Annotated in this window: 11 protein-coding genes; 2 read left to right on the top strand and 9 right to left on the bottom strand. The window is 71.4% G+C overall.

What is annotated here, in order from left to right; translation table 11 throughout:
- From VAB18032_RS13710 to VAB18032_RS13670, 9 genes are all read right to left on the bottom strand, one after another.
- Positions 1–5,739, bottom strand: coding sequence for a type I polyketide synthase (locus tag VAB18032_RS13710; protein WP_013733447.1), 5,739 nt, complete (start codon positions 5,737–5,739; stop codon positions 1–3).
- Positions 5,736–6,740, bottom strand: a complete 1,005-nt coding sequence (locus VAB18032_RS13705) for an RnfABCDGE type electron transport complex subunit D (protein WP_013733446.1) — start codon at positions 6,738–6,740, stop codon at positions 5,736–5,738. Before VAB18032_RS13705 ends, VAB18032_RS13710 begins: the two co-directional genes overlap by 4 nt.
- Positions 6,741–6,745: 5 nt before the next feature.
- The gene (locus tag VAB18032_RS13700) at positions 6,746–8,695 is read right to left on the bottom strand and encodes a CRTAC1 family protein (RefSeq protein ID WP_043720641.1); all 1,950 of its coding nucleotides are present in this window, start codon (positions 8,693–8,695) and stop codon (positions 6,746–6,748) included.
- A gap of 379 nt (positions 8,696–9,074) precedes the next feature.
- A complete protein-coding gene (locus tag VAB18032_RS13695; protein WP_013733444.1) occupies positions 9,075–10,070 on the bottom strand; it encodes a DUF1702 family protein in 996 nt (331 codons plus the stop codon).
- Between the two features lie 57 nt (positions 10,071–10,127).
- Positions 10,128–11,186 carry a carboxymuconolactone decarboxylase family protein gene (locus VAB18032_RS13690; protein ID WP_043720639.1) on the bottom strand — a complete coding sequence of 353 codons (1,059 nt, stop codon included), beginning with the start codon at positions 11,184–11,186 and terminating at the stop codon, positions 10,128–10,130.
- On the bottom strand, positions 11,183–12,838 hold the full coding sequence (locus VAB18032_RS13685; protein WP_043720635.1) for an FAD-dependent oxidoreductase: 1,656 nt from the start codon (positions 12,836–12,838) through the stop codon (positions 11,183–11,185). The genes VAB18032_RS13690 and VAB18032_RS13685 overlap by 4 nt, the downstream gene beginning before the upstream one ends.
- On the bottom strand, positions 12,835–13,365 hold the full coding sequence (locus tag VAB18032_RS13680) for a DUF5987 family protein (protein ID WP_013733441.1): 531 nt from the start codon (positions 13,363–13,365) through the stop codon (positions 12,835–12,837). The genes VAB18032_RS13685 and VAB18032_RS13680 overlap by 4 nt, the downstream gene beginning before the upstream one ends.
- Positions 13,366–13,693: 328 nt before the next feature.
- A complete protein-coding gene (locus VAB18032_RS13675) occupies positions 13,694–15,208 on the bottom strand; it encodes a polyketide synthase dehydratase domain-containing protein (protein WP_082746426.1) in 1,515 nt (504 codons plus the stop codon).
- A 40-nt stretch (positions 15,209–15,248) separates the two neighbouring features.
- Positions 15,249–16,196: a DUF1702 family protein gene (locus tag VAB18032_RS13670; RefSeq protein WP_013733439.1), complete on the bottom strand. Its 948-nt coding sequence runs from the start codon at positions 16,194–16,196 to the stop codon at positions 15,249–15,251.
- A gap of 447 nt (positions 16,197–16,643) precedes the next feature.
- Between VAB18032_RS13670 and VAB18032_RS13665 the strand changes: the two genes are divergently transcribed.
- A complete protein-coding gene (locus VAB18032_RS13665; RefSeq protein WP_013733438.1) occupies positions 16,644–17,450 on the top strand; it encodes a TIGR03084 family metal-binding protein in 807 nt (268 codons plus the stop codon).
- 465 nt (positions 17,451–17,915) lie between these two features.
- Positions 17,916–18,659, top strand: a complete 744-nt coding sequence (locus VAB18032_RS13660; protein WP_043720630.1) for a helix-turn-helix domain-containing protein — start codon at positions 17,916–17,918, stop codon at positions 18,657–18,659.
- Positions 18,660–19,310 lie beyond the last annotated feature (651 nt).

The following is a 19,310-nucleotide window of genomic DNA, read 5'->3' as shown; positions in this document are numbered from 1 at the left end:
TCACAGCCCTCCGTCGGTACGGACGGTGAACACGACAGGCGTGGCCGCCGGGCCAACGGTGGTGGCGAAGGTCGCCACCCGCGTCGCGCCCGCGGCGAAGACCAGCCACCCGTCGCGTTGGATCGGGGTCAGCGTCACCGAGAGATGCTCCGGCAGGTCGACCTGCCGCAGGCAGTCCAGCGCCGCCTCCACCTGGGTCGCGGCGGTGTCCCGGTCGACGCCGAAGCCGGTGACCACCTGGTCGACAAGCGCCTCGTACCGGCCCAGGACCGGGGCGCCGCTGTCGACCGGTCGCGGCGAGACGGGCCGTACGTCGCAGCCGACCGGGGTACGGGCTGCCACGGCGAGGCTGAGTTCCGCGCCGTGGGAGACCGCCACGTACCGCCCGTCCACCTGCTCGGCATGCCCGTCGGGGGTGTACCGCAGGTCGGCGGCGTGCCCGAGGGCCCGACCGACCGCCAACTCCGGCTGGTCGCCGGCGTTCGGCTCCACCGCCACCGCGATCGCGGTGCCGATCAGGTCGCCCAGGGTCCGCTCCAGGTAGGAGCCGAGCAGCGGCGCCACCCAGGGGCCCCGGCCGTCCTTCTTGCGTACCGCCCGCAGTTGCAGGCCCTCCCACCGCTCGACGACCTCGCCGGTGCCGGTGCGCAACGCGATGTCGTAGACGTAGGTGTCTCCGTCGCGCTCCCGCTCGGTGGCGCAGTAGCGCAACGGCTCACCGGTGCCCATCCGGGACCCGGCCGGGTACAGCCGTGCGATCGCCACCGGCAGCAGCGTGGCGTCCGGTACGCAGACCTGGTTGCCGTGCATCAGCGCGTCGCGCACCCCCGGGTCTCCGAGCACCAGCGTGTCCGGCAGGTAGGCGCTGAACCAGTCGGTCTCCGGCACGGTGGCCACGTCGGCGTCGACGTCGCGGGCCGCCGCCCGGTGGAAGGCGCGCAACCGTTGGAAGCGCGCTCCCTGGAACAGGGTGTCGCCGTACAGGTCCCGGGCCGGGTCCAGCGGCACCGGCGGCAGGTCGTCGGCGACCTGCTCCGGCGGACCGTCCGGCACCGGACCCTCGACGAAGCGCAACGTGGCCTCGAAGTGGTCCGCGGCGAATCCGGTGTCCGCGGTACGGATCACCGCCCGTACCGTGTCGTCGGCGGTCACCAGGGCCGCGACCCGGATGGTGGTGCTGCCGTGCGGTGGCACCACGATCGGCCGGGCGAAGCGGGCCTGTTCGATGACCGGCACCTCGCTGCGACCGGTCACCGTCATGGCCGCCTGGGCCATCGCCTCCATGCCCATGACCGCGGGGAAGAGCAGGTTGCCGTCGAGCAGATGGTCGGGCAGGTACAGGTCGCTGCCGGCGGTGAGTTCGATGTCCGTGACCAACTCCACGCCGTGGTAGCGCACCTGCGGCCGGTCCACGAAGCGCAGCAACGGCAGTTCCGGCTCCTCGAAGCGCAGCGTGTCCAGGCTGTCGGCCCGTCCGCTGATCACCACCACCGCCGGGGTGTCCGGGTCGGTGACCAGCCGGCGCAGCACCGCCACTCCCTGCTCGGGGGTGATCGGGGTGATGCCGTCGCGGGCCAACGACTCGACGACGGACAGCTTCTCCCCCATGCCCACACCGGACCAGACCGACCACTCCAGGCAGATCGAGCGGCAGGTCGGGTGGGCCGCGCCGAAGCGACGGGTCTGTTCGGCCAGCCGGTCGTTGGCCGTGGCGTAGTGCGCCTCGCCCCGCAGCCCGGCCCGGCCGATGATGCTGCCGAAGGTGACCAGCAGCTTCAGCCGGTCGGCGTCGACGGCGTCCAGGACCGCGGCGAGGCCGCCGACCTTGGGTGCCAGCGCGCCGTGCACGGCGTCCATGTCGAGCGAGGTCAACGCCGCCGGTTCGTTGCGCCCGGCGCCGTGCAGCACCCCGGTCACCGGGCCGAGCAGCCGCTCGACCTCGTCGACCGCGGCCCGCACCGCCACCGGGTCGGTGACGTCGGCACGCAGGTAGCGCGCCTGCACACCGGCGGCGGCGAAGCGTTCCAGGTTGGCCGCCAGTTCCGCGTCGGCGGCCAGGTCGGAACGGCCCAGCACGGCGAGTTTGGCACCGGCGTCGGCGGCCAGGGCGAGCGCGCACTCCGCCGTGATGCCCTTGCCGCCGCCGGTGACCAGCAGCACGTCACCGGCATCGAGCGGCTGTTCGACCCGACCGGCGTCGATGGGCAGGGCCCGCAGGACCTGCTGCCGACGCGCCCCGGTCACGTCGTAGTGGACCTCGTGATAGGTGTCGGTCGCGGCGACCTCGGCCAGCACCCGGTCGGCGACGTCCAGGGTGGCCGGCAGGTGCACCACAGTGGTCCGGATCCGGGGGTCCTCCAGCCGCAGGGTCCGGGCCAGGCCGCTGGCGCCCAGGCCGTGCTGCACCAGCACGAAGCGGTCGCCCGCTCCGGCGGTCAGCGCCGCCCGCGCCCCCTGCAACGCCGGTTCGAGTTGCTCCGGGGTGCAGTCGGCCGGCAGCCAGACCAGGACTCCGCCGCCGACTCCGCCGCCGGCCAGCGCCTGCCGGGCCTGCTCCGCGCGCGGGTCGGTGTGGCCACCGAACAGTTGCCACCCGGCGTTCGTCTCGGCCGGGCCCGGCACCGGTGTGGGCGCCTCGACCAGGTCGACCGCGAACGCCCGGATGAAGGTGTCCACGCCCGGCACCGACGCGGGCTGCGTCAGGTCCTCGGCCAACCCGGTGCCGATCAGCGCCTCCATCGCCTCGGCGACCTCCCGTACGGTCGCCGTGGCCACGTTTGTGGGCAGCCGCGACGGCGGTACGCCGAGCTGCTGCGCAGCCTGGTTCACCACCTGGCTGACCGTGATCGAGCTCAGGTGCAGGTCGTCGAGGAGCCGGCTGTCCTCACCGACCATGTCCAGCGGCAGTTCCGCCCGGGCGGCGACGAGTTGACGCAGCACCAGGGAGGCCGGCTCCCCAGTGGGTGCGGCACCGTTCACGGAGGCCGGCGCGGCGACCGGCGGCGGCGAGTCGGGCAGCACCACGTCGGAGTCGGTCTCGCACGGGCTGGCGAAGAAGCTGAACTCGTCGACGTCCTTGACCGGCCGGACCAGCCGGCCGTCGAAGAGCTGCGGATGCACCCGCGCCGCCCCGACCACGTACGCCGCGGCGACGACGCGCAGCACGCTGGCCAGCGTCTCGTCGTCGGTGTCGAGCGCGACCGTCGGCACCGAGGTGTCGGTACGGCCCAGGTCGGACAGGATCCGCCCCGGTCCGACCTCGACGAACAGGTCCACCTCCTTGGCGGCCATCGCGATGGCCTGCGCGAACAGCACCGGCTCGGTGATCTGGTCGCGCAGCAGCACCGACAGGTCGACGTCGGCAGGCAGGACGGTGCCGGTCACGGTGGAGACCACCTGGCGCTGCAACGGCTGGAACCGCTCCTCGGCGAGGTAGCCGCCGAACGCCTCGGCCGCCTCGGCGACCAGCGGCGAGTGGAAGGCGTGCGAGACCCGTAGGCGTTTGCCGGGGATCCCGGCCACCTCGGCTCGTTCCAGCACCCGCTCGACGGCGTCGATCGGACCGGAGATCACCGTCTGCCGCTGACTGTTGTAGCCGCCGATGACCACCGGCTCCCCGCTGAGCAGGCGGCGGGCGGTCTCCGGGTCGGCCGGGACACCGGCCATGGTGCCGCCGGGACGGCCGTGCTCGGCCATGGTGCGTCCCCGGGCGGCAGCCATCCGCAGCACCGAGGACAGGTCCATCGCCCCGGCCCAGTGCAGCGCGGTGAGCTCGCCGAGGCTGTGCCCGACGGCCACGTCGGCCTCGATGCCGAGCGCGCTCAGCACGCTGAGCCCGGCGACCGAACCGGTGACGATGCGCGGCTGGGCGACCTCGGTGGCCACCACGTCACCGGTGGGCAGCGCCGCCTCGGTGACGATCCGGTCGGCCTGGGTGAACCGGCGGCGCAGCGCCTCGGCCGGTCGACCCCGGCCGGTGCCCTGGCCGGGGAAGAGGAACCCGACCCGGGCGGCGCCGCGGACGTGGCCGAGGAAGGCCCGGCCGTCGGCGGCGTACAGTCGGCTCTCGCCGGCCTGCAGCGCCGCGTGCACCCGCAGCAGTTGACGCTCGGCGTCCTCCGGCGAGCGGGCCACCACCGCGGCCCGGTACGGCCGGTCGCCGAGTTCGGTGTAGATGCTGGCGGCCAGGTCGCCGAGTTGGGCGTAGGAGAGGCGGATCACCTGTCCGGCCAGGGCGTGGACCCGCTCGGCCAGTTCGGCCGGGGTGTCCGCGTCCAGGACCAGCAGTTCGACGTTCTGGGCGCGGGCGGCGATGGTGCGGGTCCGGGCGTCCGGCGAGCGACGCGCAGTCTCCTCACCGGACACCACCAGGTGCGTGTTGATGCCGCCGAAGCCCATCGCGGTGATCCCGGCGCGCAGCGGCGCGTCGGCCGGCCACGGCTCGGCGGTGGGCAGCACCCGCAGCTTCGCCTCGTTCGAGGTGAGCACCTCGTGCGGCTCCTCGCAGGCGACCGTCGGCGGCAGCATCTGGTGGTGCACCGCGAGGACCGCCTTGAGCAGGCCGGCCACCCCGGCCGCCGCCTTGGTGTGCCCGATCATCGCCTTGATCGAGCTGATCGCGGCCGGGGTGCCGGACGCACCGGCGGCCCGACGCGCCTCGGTCAGCGCCCGCAGCTCCGTCGCGTCACCGACCTCGGTGCCGGTGCCGTGTCCCTCGAACATCGGCACGGTCTCGATGCCAAACCCGGCGCGGGCGTACGCCCGGGTCAGCGCCAGCCGGTAGCCGTCCTCCTCCGGCCGGGTGATGCCACCCTTGCCGTCGGAGGACATGCCCCATCCGGCGATGGAGGCGTAGATCCGCCGGCCCTGCGCCACCGCGTCCTCGTGGCGCATGAGGACGACCATGCCGCAGCCCTCGCCGGGCCAGAAGCCGTTGGAGCCCTGGTCGTAGACCTTCATCTCGCCGCGCGCCAGCGCACCGGTCTTGGCGAAACCGATGATCTCGAACGGGTCGATCGACAGGTCGACCCCGCCCGCGACCGCGACGTCCAGTTCGCCTTCCACCAGGCTTCGGCAGGCGGTGAGCACCGACAGCAGCGACGACGAGCAGGCGCCGTCGACGGTGTAGCCGCCGCCCTTGAGGTCGAAGTAGTTGCAGATCCGCCCGGCGATGGTGTTGGACAGGCCACCGGCCAGGGTGTCCTCGTCGATGGCCGGGAACGGCGCCTTGTAGCGCTGTTCCAGGGTGCCGAGGAAGTCGGCGAGCTGGTCGTCGTCCCAGCCCTGCTCGCGCAGGGCGGCACCGACCGTCCGCCGGACGTACGGCCAGCGCAGCCGCATCACGTTCGCCCGGGAGAACTCCCCGGTCAGGGTGTTGCCGACCACCACGCCGGTGCGTTCGCGGGGCAGTTCGGCGCCCATCGGGAACCCGGCGTCACCGAGCGCCCGGGCGGCGGTGTCCAGGGCCAGCCAGTGGGTCAGGTCGGTGGACCGGTACGTGCTGCCGGCGATCCGGTACTTCTGCCGGTCGAACTCGTACCCCTCGATGACCGCGGCGTTGCGGGCGTAGAACCGGTCCGGGACGCTGCGGTCGGCATCCCAGTAGTCGGCCAGCCGCATCCGTTCGTCCGGCAGCCGGCGGAAGGCCCGCCGGCCCGTGATCACGTTCTCCCACAGTTCACCGGGAGAGGCGGCGTCCGGATATCGGCATGCCAGGCCGACGACGGCGATCCTGCTCATGCCGGCACCGCTTCCTTGTGGGAGTTGGGGCCCGCGGCGAGGGCGTCGGTCGCGGGGACCGGCACCCCGTCGGTGGGCGCCGCCGCGGCGGCGGCGGCTTCCCGCTGTTCGCGAGCCTTGTTGGAGATGTGCAGCGCCCAGAGGAACATGCCGCGGATGAGGCAGACCGCCGCGGTGGCGAAGAAGAGCCCGTACGCGATGCCCATGCCCGTGATGAGCCCGTAGAGACTGGCCACGCCGGCGCCGAAGGCGATCTGGGACGCCGGGCGGGACGGGCTGGTTCCCGGGTCGGTGATCATGTAGTTCGTGAACAGCACGAACGCCACGCTTGTCATCATGCCCAGCGCACCCAGGATGGAGACGTCCAGGACCAGGCCACGGATCACCGCCTGGAGCACGAACGCGGACAGCCAGCCCATGATCAGGAACATCCGGCCGGTCAGCTTGGCGTTGAGCATCGTGCCGGCGGTGAGGATGATCGCCGGGACCAGCCAGTCACCCAGCGCCGGGGTGTGCTCGGTGAAGTGGTACGGCGGCGCGATGCTGGCCCACGGGAAGAGAATCAGGATCATCGCGATGCCGAAGTTCGACGGGTTCATGTAGTGCCGCAGTCGACCCCGGACGGGGGCTCGCAGGATCCACTTCGCGGCGATCGCCACGGTGACCCCGAACATCATCACCCAGACCCGGTCGTTGACGTAGGTCAGCATGTTGACGGCCAGCGAGGTGATGTGCGCCGGGAAGAGGAACTCGACGAATCCGCGCTTTCCGGCGCCGAGGAAGCGCGGCGCGCGACCCTCGGCCCGGGCGCCGATCACCTCCAGCACGATCTCCACCGTGTAGCCGGTGGCGAGCGCGATGAACGGCCACAGCCAGGGCTGCTCGAAACCGAGGTAGACGTAACCGACGATGTTGAAGATCGTGATCGAGATCGCGAAGCGGCGCAGCGCCGTCGTCGTCTTCGCGTCGTGCCGGACGGGGCTGGTCTTGGTGTCGGCCATCTCCGTTACCTCTCGTTGGCCTGCGAGCCGAGCTGCACGTCGTGCCAGCCCGGGGTCAGCTGAAGGTCCTGCTTACGGATTTGCCCGGTGCGGTCGCGCCAGCAGAGCGTGACCTGTACCGAACCGGTGACCTCGGCGCCGAGACCGATGTGCACCTCGTTGCTGCGCTTGCCGGAGTGCCCGCCGCCGCCGTCGACCCGGGAGACGAACTTGCGGCCGTCGGGGGTGGTGACCATGACCTGGGCGCCCACCGCCGGCGAGCCGGTAGTGGCCGGATCGGCGGTCTCGTGGGTCAACCGCAGGCCGAGGAAGGCGCCGGCGTCCGGGCTGGTGTTGCGGTAGAAGATCGGCTCGGCCCACTGCCGGGCCACCGCCATGTCGAGCCGGCCGTCGCCGTCGGCGTCGCCGGTGGCGATGCCTCGGGTCGGCAGCGGGATGTCCAGGCCGAGCTCGGGGGCGATGTTGACGTACCGGCCGTCCTTGCCCTCGACGAAGAAGTGCAGACGCTGACTGCCGCCGATGTCGTCACCGGGACGCACGTTCGGCCACCAGCTCGTGTGGCGCACCAGCGTGTCGTTGGTGGTGGCCAGCTCCTGCAGCTGGGGCCAGCGGTTGACCTCACCGCGGACGAAGCCGGTGGCCTGGGCGATGGCGAGCCGGCCGCCGTTGTCGAAGTCGGCCATCTTGACGTCCCAGCCCCAGCCCGACCAGGCCAGGCCGAGGTCGGCGCTACGGTCCCGGAAGGGCGCCTTGCCGCTGCTGAACGCCGTCTTGACCCCGCTCTGGTCGGCGGCGGTGTTCATGAACGTGTAGTTGCTCTCCTGGATGCCGAACGGGGTGGTGATGTTGCTGACGAACAGGTCGTACAGGCCGTCACCGTCGATGTCACCGAAGTCGGCGCCCATGCCCTTGAACGAGTCCCGGCCCAGCACCTTCGACTTCGGGATGGTCGCGCTACGGGCCCCCTGGACCAGGGCGAACTCGATGTTGCCCGGGGTGGACCGGTTGTAGAGCAGCCGGTCGGGACCGAAGTCGTGCGCCAGGTACAGCTCGGGCAGCAGGTCACCGTCGAGGTCGACGGCGGCAGCAGCCAGCGCCCACCCCTTGGAGGCACTGTGCGGGATCACGTTGTCCACCCGCTGGAACACGGCGGTGGGCTCGGCGCCCCCGGTGCCCTCGGTGAACCGGAAGACGTAGTCCTCGCCGCCGTTGAGGCCGTAGGACATCGAGTCGTTCATCTCCACGCCGCCCTTGACCGTGTCGTCGAGGACCGGGCTGTGCGGGAAGTAGTTACCGACATAGATGTCGACGTGGCCGTCACCGTCGAAGTCGTCGATGGCCACCGCGTTGGTGTTCCACAGCGGGCCGTTGTACTCGCCGACACCGACGCCGGGCACCAGCTCGACGGGGCGGTAGGCGGCGGTGCCGGAGCTGAGTTCCTTGCCGTTGTTGAGGAACAGGATCGGCGTGCGGGCCCAGTAGTAGACCAGCAGGTCCATCCGGCCGTCCTCGTTGAAGTCACCCGGCGCGCAGCCCATCGGTGCGGTGATCCGGCTGATCGGCAACGGCGCGGCGTCCAGCGCGAACGGCTGGTACCGCTGCTCGCCCAGACCCGGAGTCGGGGTGACGATCGTCTGGTCGGTGCGCGGGTCGGTGATGCACAGGTCGTTGGCGAGACCGTCACCGTCCAGGTCGTTCATCGCGATGCCGGCGCCCACCGAGGAGATCCAGGCGTCGATGTGGGTGTACGTCTGGTTGACCTTGCGCACGGTCTGCTGATGCTTGCTGGCCGGCAGCGCGATGCCCATGGGCTCGAACGCGTACCGGGACGCCAACTCCGTACGCTCCGCCGCCGAGGCGCTGGGGAGCCGGACGGCGAAGAACATCCCGACCACGAGTGCGAGGCCGATGATTCCGGCCAACTGCCGGCGCAGCAAGCCAATCGTCATTGACATGAACTCAAGACCTCCCGTTGGTGACGGATTCGTCGGTGGCGACCCCACCGCGCGTCGCGGTGAACTACCGGCCCCGGCCGGTCGGACCGCGGGCCGCTCGGCCACTCGCAATAGCCGGTGGCTTGCGCCCTCTCCGATTGACGGGCGGCACGCGGGACCCGGACCGAGATGCTGGTCCGGACCCTCTTCGTGCCGCCCCGCCATTCGTAGGGCGTGTCAGCAGATCCTCACAGGAGGTCAGAAACCCGGGCTACTCGAAAAATGCCAAGCATTGCTGCTCATCGAACTGATGACACATAAAGATATGCTTCCCAATCTGCGGAACTGAGTCCCCAAAAAGGACTGGGAAGGACGTGGAAGGACGTGGAAATGTCGGGCATCACTCGGCTGCGGCGGCCGCCGTCTGCTCGAATTGCCGACGGATGTTGGCCCGCCACCGCTCGTACGGCGGCACGGATCCGCCGGCGTCCGGCGCCGGGGCGGTGTCGTCGGCCAGGGCGACGGCGGCCGGCACGGACAGCCCGGACAGCGCTGCCGCCGCCACCGCCGAGTGCGGCGGCACGAACCCCGCGTGCACTCGCGCGCGCAGCGCGAACACGCTGCCCAGCGCCAGCTCGGGGGCGTGCTCGCCGGCCTCTCGGCGCAGCGTGGCCAGGTCCGCTTCACCGCACCCACCGGCGAAGGTGGCGGCCAGCCCGACACCGCTGAACAGGTCGGCGTGACGTTCCGGGGCGAACCGCCGGACGGCGGCGTCGACATCGAGCACGCGGGCACCGTGGATGAACCACAGGGCCCGCCCGATGCCCTGGTCCACCGCGCGACCGAAGTAGTCCCGGTGCCCCTGCCAGTCGTACGGCGCCGGCCGGCGCTGCTCGTCGACCCACTTCGCGACGTCGAAGTAGGCCAGGTCGAAGCCGTACCCGTCCACCGCCAGCCAGGTCATCGTCGGGTGGAAGGGACCGGGGTCCAACTCCGGCACCACCTTGCGCCACAACGGTCGCGGCAGCCGGGCCATCGCGAAGCCGATGCCGATGTAGGCCAGGAACAGGTGCGGCGCACCCGGGCCGAGCAGCAGCTCACGGGTACGTCGCCGCCGCCCGCTGCCCATCGCGTCGAGCACGGTGAAGGCCATCGTGACGCCCTCGTACGCGAAGCCCCGCATGCCCTCGTCGACCAACTCGACCCGCTGCTGCACCTCCTCGAGGCCGCGGCAGTCGATCCCCCACTCGAAGCCGCAGACCACGGCCCGTGGAATCGCCTCCAGCCGGGCCGTGGCCGGTGACGACGGCCCCGGGAAACCCCGGCGGGCGAAGCCGACCTCACTCAGCGCCGGCGCCAGCGCCAGCCTGCGCAACGAGCCCAGAACGGTGGACATCGCGTTCCTCCCTCGACGGAGTCGTACCGGACAGCATGGCCGCCGACAGTGCGGCGGTCACGAGGATGCGGGGGCGTCCGGGTCGACCCGGACCCAGCCGGCCGCCCGGCGGGCGGCGGCCATGCTGGCCCATGCGGTCAGCTCGACAAGCGCCCGGTCGTCGGCCCCGGCGGCGCGGACGTCGGCCACCACCTGGTCGTCGACCTGGTAGGAGGCGAAGGCGGTGAGCAGTGCCAGCCGTGCCGCCGGTTGGTCGACGGTGGGCAGATCACGCACTGCCTCGCCGACCCAGGCGCGGCTGATCCCCGTCGGTCGGCCGTCCCAGTCGTCGAGCCGGGCGGCGACCAGGTCGCGTACCGACGTGGGCACCGACCGCTGCCCGGCGGCGTCGATGGCCGCGCCGCCCCGGGCGAGCGCGTCGGCCAGCGTGGGGTGACAACTGCTCCAGGCCAGATCCGGGGCCAGTGGGGCGGCCGGCAGCAGGTCCCGGGCGGTGCCGGGCGGCCGGTCGCCGCGGGCGCCGCGGGCCATCAACTGGCCGAAGACCCGGCGGACACCGCCGCGCAGCGCCGACGGCAGGGCGGCCGGCAGCGGCGACGGTTCGAGGAAGACGTTCACCATCCGGTTGAGGTAGTGGAAGACCAACGCCACGCCGAGCAGTTCGACGGCCTCGACGGCGGGAACCGGCGGCACGAGGTCACGGGCCTGGGTGCGGTCGGTGCCCGCGCGGGCCCACTCGGCCACCCGGCGCCGCTGGTCGTCACCGGCCGGGTCGGCGGCGGAGCGCAGCAGCCCCGCCATGGTGGCCGAGTGCACCTCCACGCAGTACGGGCAGGAGTTGACCGTGGAGACGGCGGCGGCCACCGCCTCCCGGGTGGCCCGGTCCACCCGGCCGGCGGCGACAAGCGTCTCGCGCAGCACGATCCAGCACGCGGCCAACACCGGTGGCGCGGGCGAGTGCAGGCTCACCGGCGGGGCGAGCATGCCGAAGTCCCGCTCCACCTGGCCGTACACGACGGCGGTGAGGCCGTCGGCTCGCTCGATGGGCACCGGGGTGACCCGGCGTACGTGTCCCCGGGAGGGACGCCGGGCCACCCTGGCGTAGAGGCCACTCACCGTCGCAGTGCGCTGCGCGCCAACGGCAGCACCGCGTCGCGGCTGCTCGTGGCCCCGTCGGGGGCGGGAGCGCCGTACTGGACATCGACTCCTCGGGCCCGCGCCGCCGCGACGATGCCGGGCACCGCCCGCTCGGCCAGCGCGGCGATGGTCATCGCCGGGTTCACGGTCAGGCCGGCCGGTACGGCGGAGCCGTCGGTGACGAAGATGCCCGGGTGGTTGCGCAGTTCGTGGCGGTCGTCCAGGGCCGAGGTGGCCGGGTTGTCGCCGATGCGGCAGGAGGCCAGCGGATGCACCGTGTAGGCCCCCACCACGTCGTTGGTCCACGGCATCACCCGGGACAGCCCGTCGCGTTCGAGGATGTCGCGCACCTCCGCGTCGGACAGCGCCCAACCGCGCAGCGTGTTCTCGGTCGGCTCGTAGCGCAGCGAGCCACGGGCCAGCATCTGCTGGGACAGCCGTACGGCGTTGCCGCTGGGCGGCACGGCGCCGAACTCTCCCTCGTTGTCGTCCTCGCTCATCGTGAAGACGGTCAGCCAGGACTGCCAGGTGCGCAGCAGTTCCTTCTTCTCCGCGCCGAACCAGGTCGGCCCGACGGCGTCGGGCACCTGGGCCAGGATGGTGCCGAAGCCCGGCGGGAAGTAGAGCTGCTCAAGGGAGAACCGCTCGTACTCGGGCAGGGAGCCGTCCAGCCGGTCCCAGTTGGCCACGCAGGGGCCCTTGCCGATCTGGTACGCCTCGTACGGCACCCCGTCCGGCCGGCTGAGGCCGAGCACGTCGCGGATGCGCTCCTCGTCGAAGATGGCGGTGTTGAGTCGCTCGCCGTTGCCGGAGAAGTACCGGCCGACGGCGTGCGGCATGGCGCCGAGGGTCGGCTCGGAGCGCTGGAGGATCACCGGCGTGGCGCCGGCACCGGCCGCGATGATGACGATTTTCGCGTCGATCGTGCCGCTGCCCACCTCGACGCGGTAGTCGACGTCGTCCAGGACGGTGTAGTGCACCCGGTAGCCACCGTCGTCGGTACGGCTGAGGTACTGCACCTCGTGCAGCGGCCGGATCTGCGCGCCGTGCGCCAGTGCGGCCGGCAGGTAGTTGAGCAGCAGGGAGCGTTTGGCGTCGAACCGGCAACCGGCCATCATCCAGTTGCAGTTGGTGCACTTTGCCTGGTCCAGCGCCACCGGCACCGGGTTGGCAGTCCGCCCGGCGTGGTCGCAGGCGGCACCGAACAGCCCACCGGAGAACGGCACCGTGTCCCAGCTCGTCTGGGAGACGGGCAGCGCCTCGGCGACCCGGTCGTACCAGGGGTCGAGCGTGTCACGGGAAATCGAGGACGGCCACATCCGGTGCCCGAAGCGGCCCTGGCGGTCGAAGACGAAGCGGGGCGCGCGGGGCATCGCGGCGAAGTAGACGACGCTACCGCCGCCCACGCAGTTGCCGCTGAGCACACTCATCCCGTCGCCGACGACGAAGTCGAAGACCCGCGTCGACGACGAGCCGAACTTGAAGTCGTGCTCGAACTCCTCACCGGTCAGCCACGGCCCGCGCTCGAGCACGACCACTCGCGCGCCGCCCGCGGCGAGGTGGTACGCGGTGATCGCGCCGCCGAAGCCGCTACCGATCACAAGGACGTCAGTGCTCTCGGAACTCGTCATGCAGGGCTCCCGGAGGCCGTGGTGTCGGGGTGTGGCTGGGCCAGTTGCCGGCCGTAGCTGTAGGTGTCGAACCGCCACAGCCCGTCGGAGTCGGGCTGGCGGAAGCCGATGATCTTCAGTCCGACGTGGCCGGCGTCGAGGGCCTCCACGGTGTGGGAGTGTGCGGCGGCGTCGAAGGCGATGACGCTGAACATGGCGAGACTGATCCACGCCTCCCGTTCCGGGTGCGTGGGGTCGGTCAGGCGCTGCACCAGCCGGACCCGGTCGGGGAAGTCGAGCGAGACGAACGCCGGCACCTCCGGGTCCAGCTCGATGCCGGTCTCGGCGGCGTACTCCTCGGCGTGCTCGTCGAGCCCGTCGGCCAGCGCGTCCAGCGCCGGAGCCAGGCCGCCCTCGGGAGAGCGCAGCGCCAGCAACGCTCCGGCGGCGACCGCGCCGCCGTCGGACGAGACGCCGGCCACGGCACGATCGCCCGGCCACCGCTTCTCGCCCGGCAGAATCGTATCGGCGTACGCCTCCAGCACCATTGTTCGTCCCTGGTTGGTTTCGATTGCCGGGGGCACGGGCATCACCTCTGACGCTCAACTCGAACTGACAGGAAACGCAGGGCCCGAATCGGCTACCGAGGGCAATTCAAGTCACAACTGAAGGCGCCTGACGCCCTCCGCTACATTCATCCAGCCTGGCGTACACCAATGGTGTACGGCGAGCGGCGGGTCGGCATCTCGCGTCATGCTGTCCGTATCCATTTAGGACCTTCGGGCGATGGGAATGGCACGGGCGCACAAATGCGCCCGCCGGTCCCGGCGGCCGATGTCAGGTGACCAGCCGTGACAGCCGGGACTCCCCGCCGGGTCAGCCGGAGGTCGGCTGGTGGCGGGCGGCCACCGCCACCACCAGCTCGTCCGGCCCGCCGCGCAGCCCGGTGGCGCAGGTGGACACCCGCCAGCCGCCGGCGCTGAACAGCAGCCAGCCGTCCGAGGTGTCCCGGTCGTAGGTCAGCGGGGTGAACGCGGTGACGCCGACCTTGTGCAGCGACTCCAGCGCCGACCAGACCCGGGTGCCCGCCCGGTGCGGCGATTCGCCGGTCTCGGCGACGATCAGTTCGGCCAGGGCGTGGTGCGCGCCGAGCAGTTGACGCCACTCGACGGGCGTACGCTCGACGACGGTTTCCAGGTCGCAGCCGACCGGCGTACGGGCCGCCACCGCGAGGGTGTGGCCGGCGCCGTGCGCGGCCGAGATCCACCACCCGCCGCCGACCTCGGGGCGACCGTCGCGGCGGTAGCGCACCGTCGTACCGTCACCGAGCAGCCGGGACACGGCCAGCGCGGTGTGCTGCCGCCGCCACCCCCGGCGCAGGCCCGGCTCCAGCACGGCGGCCACGTCGTGGGCGGTCAGGGCGGCGAGCCTGCGGCGCAGGTACGGTCCGAGCACCTGCGCCGGCCACGGACCGGTGGCCCGGCGTACCGGCAGCGGTCGCAGGCGCAGCCCGGTCCACCGTTCCACGATCCGCCCGCCGGCCAGCGTCTCCAGGTCGAACCGGTGCACGTCGTCGTCCTCGACCCGACGGGTGGCGCGCAGCGTCACGTGTTCGTAGGGGCCGGCCCCGGCCAGCCAGATCCGGTCGACGCCCAGCGGTTGCAGCACCGTGTCGGGTGCCCAGGGGTGCAGGGCGCGCAGGAAGGCGTCCCGCACACCGGGGTCGCCGAGCACCAACGGGCCGGCGACGGCGGCGAGCGATCCCACCGCATCGCCCGCGGTCAGCTCCAGCACGCAGCCCGACGCGGTGATCTCGCGGTAGCGCAGCCGGCGACCCGAGGCTCCCGCCTCGATGAAGAAGGCGCGGGGCGGCCGGTACGGCGCGAGGCCACCGACCCGCACGGGCGGCACCGGCAGCGCGGTGGGCACCGGCAGGCCGGCGGCCGACGGTACGGCGGAGGCGGGAACGGCCGACCGGCCGGCGCCCGGGTGCCGCAGCCGGGCGTGGGCGTAGGTCACCTGACGGCCTCGGTGCTCACCGCGCAACGTGACCACGACGGCGTTGGCCACCGGCTCGGCCGCGGCGGTCAGCCGCAGCCTGACGACGTCCTCGCCGACGACGAGCGGCGCACCGAACTCGACCGCCTCGAACACCGGCGGACCCCGGTGGCCGGTGAGCGCGGCCCACCCCTGCGCGAGCGCCTCCAGCACGTGCGCGGCCGGCAGCAACGGAGCGCTGCGGTCTCTCGGCTCGTCGAGGCCGGGCGTCTCGCCGGGGCTGAGCGTGGTGGTGGTGACCAGCAGCCGACCGGGGTCGTGGACGAGCACCGCGCGGGTGAAGCGCGCGGCGAACGCCAAGGGCTGGGTCATCCCGTCCGCTGTTGTCGCCATGCGCTGCACCGTGTCCACTCTCTGCGGTAGCGTCGCCGACTCAGGCGAACTGCGCCTGGATCCGCTGCCGCCACACCTCGTAGGCCGGTTCGGCACCGTCGGGCGGGAGGTTCTCGCGGGCCCGGTCGGTGACCGCCGCCGCCTCCTCCGGGCTGCACCCGCAGAACACCTCGGTGGCCAGGGGCGTGTGCTCGGTGACCAGTCCGGCCCGCAGTCGTGCCTGCGCGCCGAAGGTGGCGCCCTGGGCGAGCTGCGGACGGTACCGGCCGGCGTGGACGGCGAGCTTCTTCAGGTCGTCGGGGTCGGCGCCGCCGGCGTAGGTGGCCGCCAGGCCCATGCCGCTCCACAGATCGGCGTGCCGGTCGGCGTCGAAGCGACCGATGATGTCCGCGGCGACATCGGGATCGGCTCCGGCTACGAACCAGCTGGCCCGGCCGATGCCCTGGTCGAGCGCGCGCCGGGGGTAGTCGCCCGGCAGGTCCGGCGGCCACGCCACCGGAGCGACCGTCTGCTGGCGGACGTACCGGTCGGTCTCGAAGTAGGCACGGTAGAAGCCCAGGCCGTCGAGGACGAGCCAGCGCAGCAACGGGTCCGGCGCGGCCAGCGCCCGCCAGCGCCAGCGGGGGACCTTGGCGAACGCCCAGCCGATTCCCACGTAGGCCATGTAGATGTGGGGCGCGCCGGCGCCGGTCAGGAACCGGGTGGTGCGGTTGCCACCGGCCACCCCGTCCAGCACGGCGTAGCCCATGGCGGCCCCTTCGTAGGCGAAGCCACGGAACTGTCGCTCGATCAGGTCGAGTCGACCGATGTCCGACTCCTCGCGGGCCTCAACGGCAGCCCGGAAACCGGTGAGGAAGCTGGCACCGACGGATTCCAGCCGCTGGCGGGCCGGCTCGTCCTTGACGTGGAATCCACGTCGGCTCATCGTCGTTTCGGCAATGTCCGGCGTCATCAGCTGCGCGCGGAGGGTACGCCACAGGCCTGCCATGAGCTCTCCCCAGGGAAGACGGACGCGATCGGGTCCGGGTCCTCGTCCGGTGTCTCCAGACGAACCGAGGCTATGGGTACGGGTTGACCTGCGCCTACTTCATAGTTGCTCTGAGTGACAGAACGATCACGGAAGGCGTTCCCTGGCTGGCCGGCGGGACGACGGCCACCCGAACGCAATTGACCCCGCGGGCCAACCGGCTGAAAGCACGAACAAAGAAGGAATACGGTCGCCGACTGGGGCACACTCGGAAAGTCTATTCGACGTGATCACACCCAGGACGCGTCGTCGCACGTCAGAGAATTTTCTCCACGCGCAGACGCTTCCACCGAAAATTACTATATCCACCCAGAGGCAATGATGCCTACCAATCGGTAAGAACCGCAATTCGCCGGGCCCCGGCGGAACGCCGCCGCCGACCAACCATTTCAGGAAGAGGGTATCGACGTGACACAGGCACCGGACGTGATCGCCGACCTCACCGCGGAGAGTGAGGCTCTCGACGCCGTCGTGGCCAAGCTGAGCGACGAGCAGTGGGAGACCGGCACCCCGGCACACGGCTGGGCGGTCCGACACCAGATCGCCCATCTGGCCGCCACCTTCCGACTCGCCGGACTTGCCGCCGCGCAACCAGCCGCCTTCCAGCAGATGACCTCCCGGCTCAGCGACGACTTCGACGCCAACGTGGCGGCCGCCATGGCCGACTTCGTCGTCGAACCACCGGCGGTCCTGCTGTCCCGGTGGCGGTCCGAGCGGGCCACCGCGGAGAAGGCACTCGCTGCGGTCCCGCCCGGTCAGATGGTGCCGTGGCTGGTCCGACCGCTGCCGGCGCCGGTGCTCGCCGCGGCCGGCATGATGGAGGTCTTCGCACACGGCCGGGACGTCCTGGACGCGCTCGGGGTACGCCCGTCCTACACCGACCGCCTCGGTCACCTGGTCGGGTTCGCCGTCCGGACCTGGGACTTCGGCTATCTGGCCCGGGGCCTGACGGCGCCCGACGTCCAGTTCCGATTCGAGATCACCGCCCCGTCCGGCGCGCTCTGGGCGTTCGGGCCAGCCGACGCCGACCAGCGGATCACCGGCCCGGCCGAAGACTTCTGCCTGCTCGTCACGCGCCGGCGGCACCGGGACGACCTGGCGGTCCGGGCCGTCGGCAGCGACGCCGAGCACTGGCTCGACATCGCCCAGGCGTACCGGGGGCCGGCCGGGCCCGGCCGGCGGCCGGGGCAGTTCTCCCAGACCGATCAGGCCTGACCCGGTCAGGTCAAGCACATACCACGTGAAAGGACGTCGGATATCTGTCTCGCACAGTTCCGCCCGCCCGCCGGAACGGTGGATCGTCCCATTTACCAACGTTCCGCCGGGTGGGCTTCCGACAAAACTGGATGATCATTCCATGGCACCGCAGCACCAATTGCTGCTGTCGCCACATACGAGGCAAGCGTCCGTTTTTTCCGGCCTGACCAGTGTCGGCGTAAAACTTGAATTGACCTGCATGATTCGCTGTTGATTACGACGCTGAGCCCGGATAGCATAACCCTGCGTCACCGCGTAACTTCCCTCCGTCAACAGTCAAATGTTTTTCCTCGCAAATAAAAACTGGGTTAACAGAACCAGCACGCGCGGAACGGCGTATCGCCACACGCCGACATCTGACGTCGCCACGCCACAGCCACACAAAACGTCGCCACAAGCGCAGCCATCGGATTGGGGGATGCGATGGAAGACAGTATCCAGCGAGCCGTCGGTCGGGTAATCGAAGCCATCCGGGAGGACCTAGCGGAGCAACACACCGTGGACGGCATGGCCCGAACAGCCATGTTCAGCAAGTTCCACTTCACCCGAATCTTCCAGCGCACCACCGGCATCTCCCCCGGCCGCTTCCTGATGGTCATGCGGCTGCACCGTGCTAAACAGTTGCTGCTGTCCACCTCCATGAGCATCACCGAGATCACCCACGAGGTCGGCTACGCGAGCGTGGGCACCTTCAGCTCCCGCTTCAGCAGCAGTGTGGGGGTCTCGCCGAGCACCTACCGCAGGCTGCGCGGAGTGACACCACAGGTCCCCGTCGACAACCGGGCCGTCGCCCAACCGCCGATCCCGGCGATCCAGGGCATGGTCCACGCACCCGAGTCCGAAGAGTCCGAGGACCGGCTGACCTTCATCGGGCTCTTCCGCGACCCGGTTCCGCTCGGGCGTCCGGTGCGGTGCACCGTGCTGGAGAAGCCCGGACCGTACCGGTTGGACAGTCCACCACCCGGGCAGTGGTACGTCCTTGCCTGTTCCCGCCTGCGGGGTCGCCAGGACTACTGGCAGGCCAACTGGAGCGACGACGACGCTCTGATCGGCGTACACGGGCCGATGACCATCAGCCGTCGGCCCGGTGCCATGGAGGCCGATCTGCACCTGCGCCGAATGACCCCGCTCGACCCACCGATCCTGCTCGCCCTTCCCCTGCCCTGAGCCCGCGCTTCGGGAGCACCCCCCACCGGTCCACCACCACCGTCCACCTCTCACTGTCGACTTCCGCACCCGCCCCCGTCGGCACCGCACCGTCGCGGCGTACACCGGGACGCGGAGACGCTCTCCGACACACGGACCAGACCCGCCACCGGTCCGGTGTCGACCCCACCCGCCGGCACCAGGACCGGCGCGGTCACTCGCGACATCACACCCGCCCGGCCCGCCGGATCCACCCGGTGGGCCGGTCGATGCCGGCCGCCCGCCACGGGAAAGCGCCGACGGGTGCTCGGTCCCGCCGCACATGACACGTACGGAGAAGTCGCGACCGTCCCAGGCGAAGGAATAGCGCCGGCCCGCCGCATGAACGGCGTCCAGATCGCCCCGAACAGCAGCCGGTGCGCGCCGTGCCGCCCACCGCGAGACCTGACCGATCGACAGGCGTGACACAGCTCGGGGAACTCAGGAAACACAGGCTCGTGCTGCGGACGCACTGCTGCTATCTTCATTGACCCACGTAAGTTTCAAAACCGGACCGACGTGGCTGAGGGTGGTCCCGTCACGCGCGGCGCCCGGGCCACCGAGACACAACCCGGTTCGCACCCGGGTCCGTCTTATCCGTGGCCACCGCGGTCGTTAACTGTCGACGGCACG

The organism is Micromonospora maris AB-18-032, from assembly GCF_000204155.1.
Lineage (GTDB): Bacteria > Actinomycetota > Actinomycetes > Mycobacteriales > Micromonosporaceae > Micromonospora > Micromonospora gifhornensis.
The sequence above is the reverse complement of the archived record's forward strand: the minus strand, read 5'-3'. Positions and strand labels throughout refer to the sequence as shown.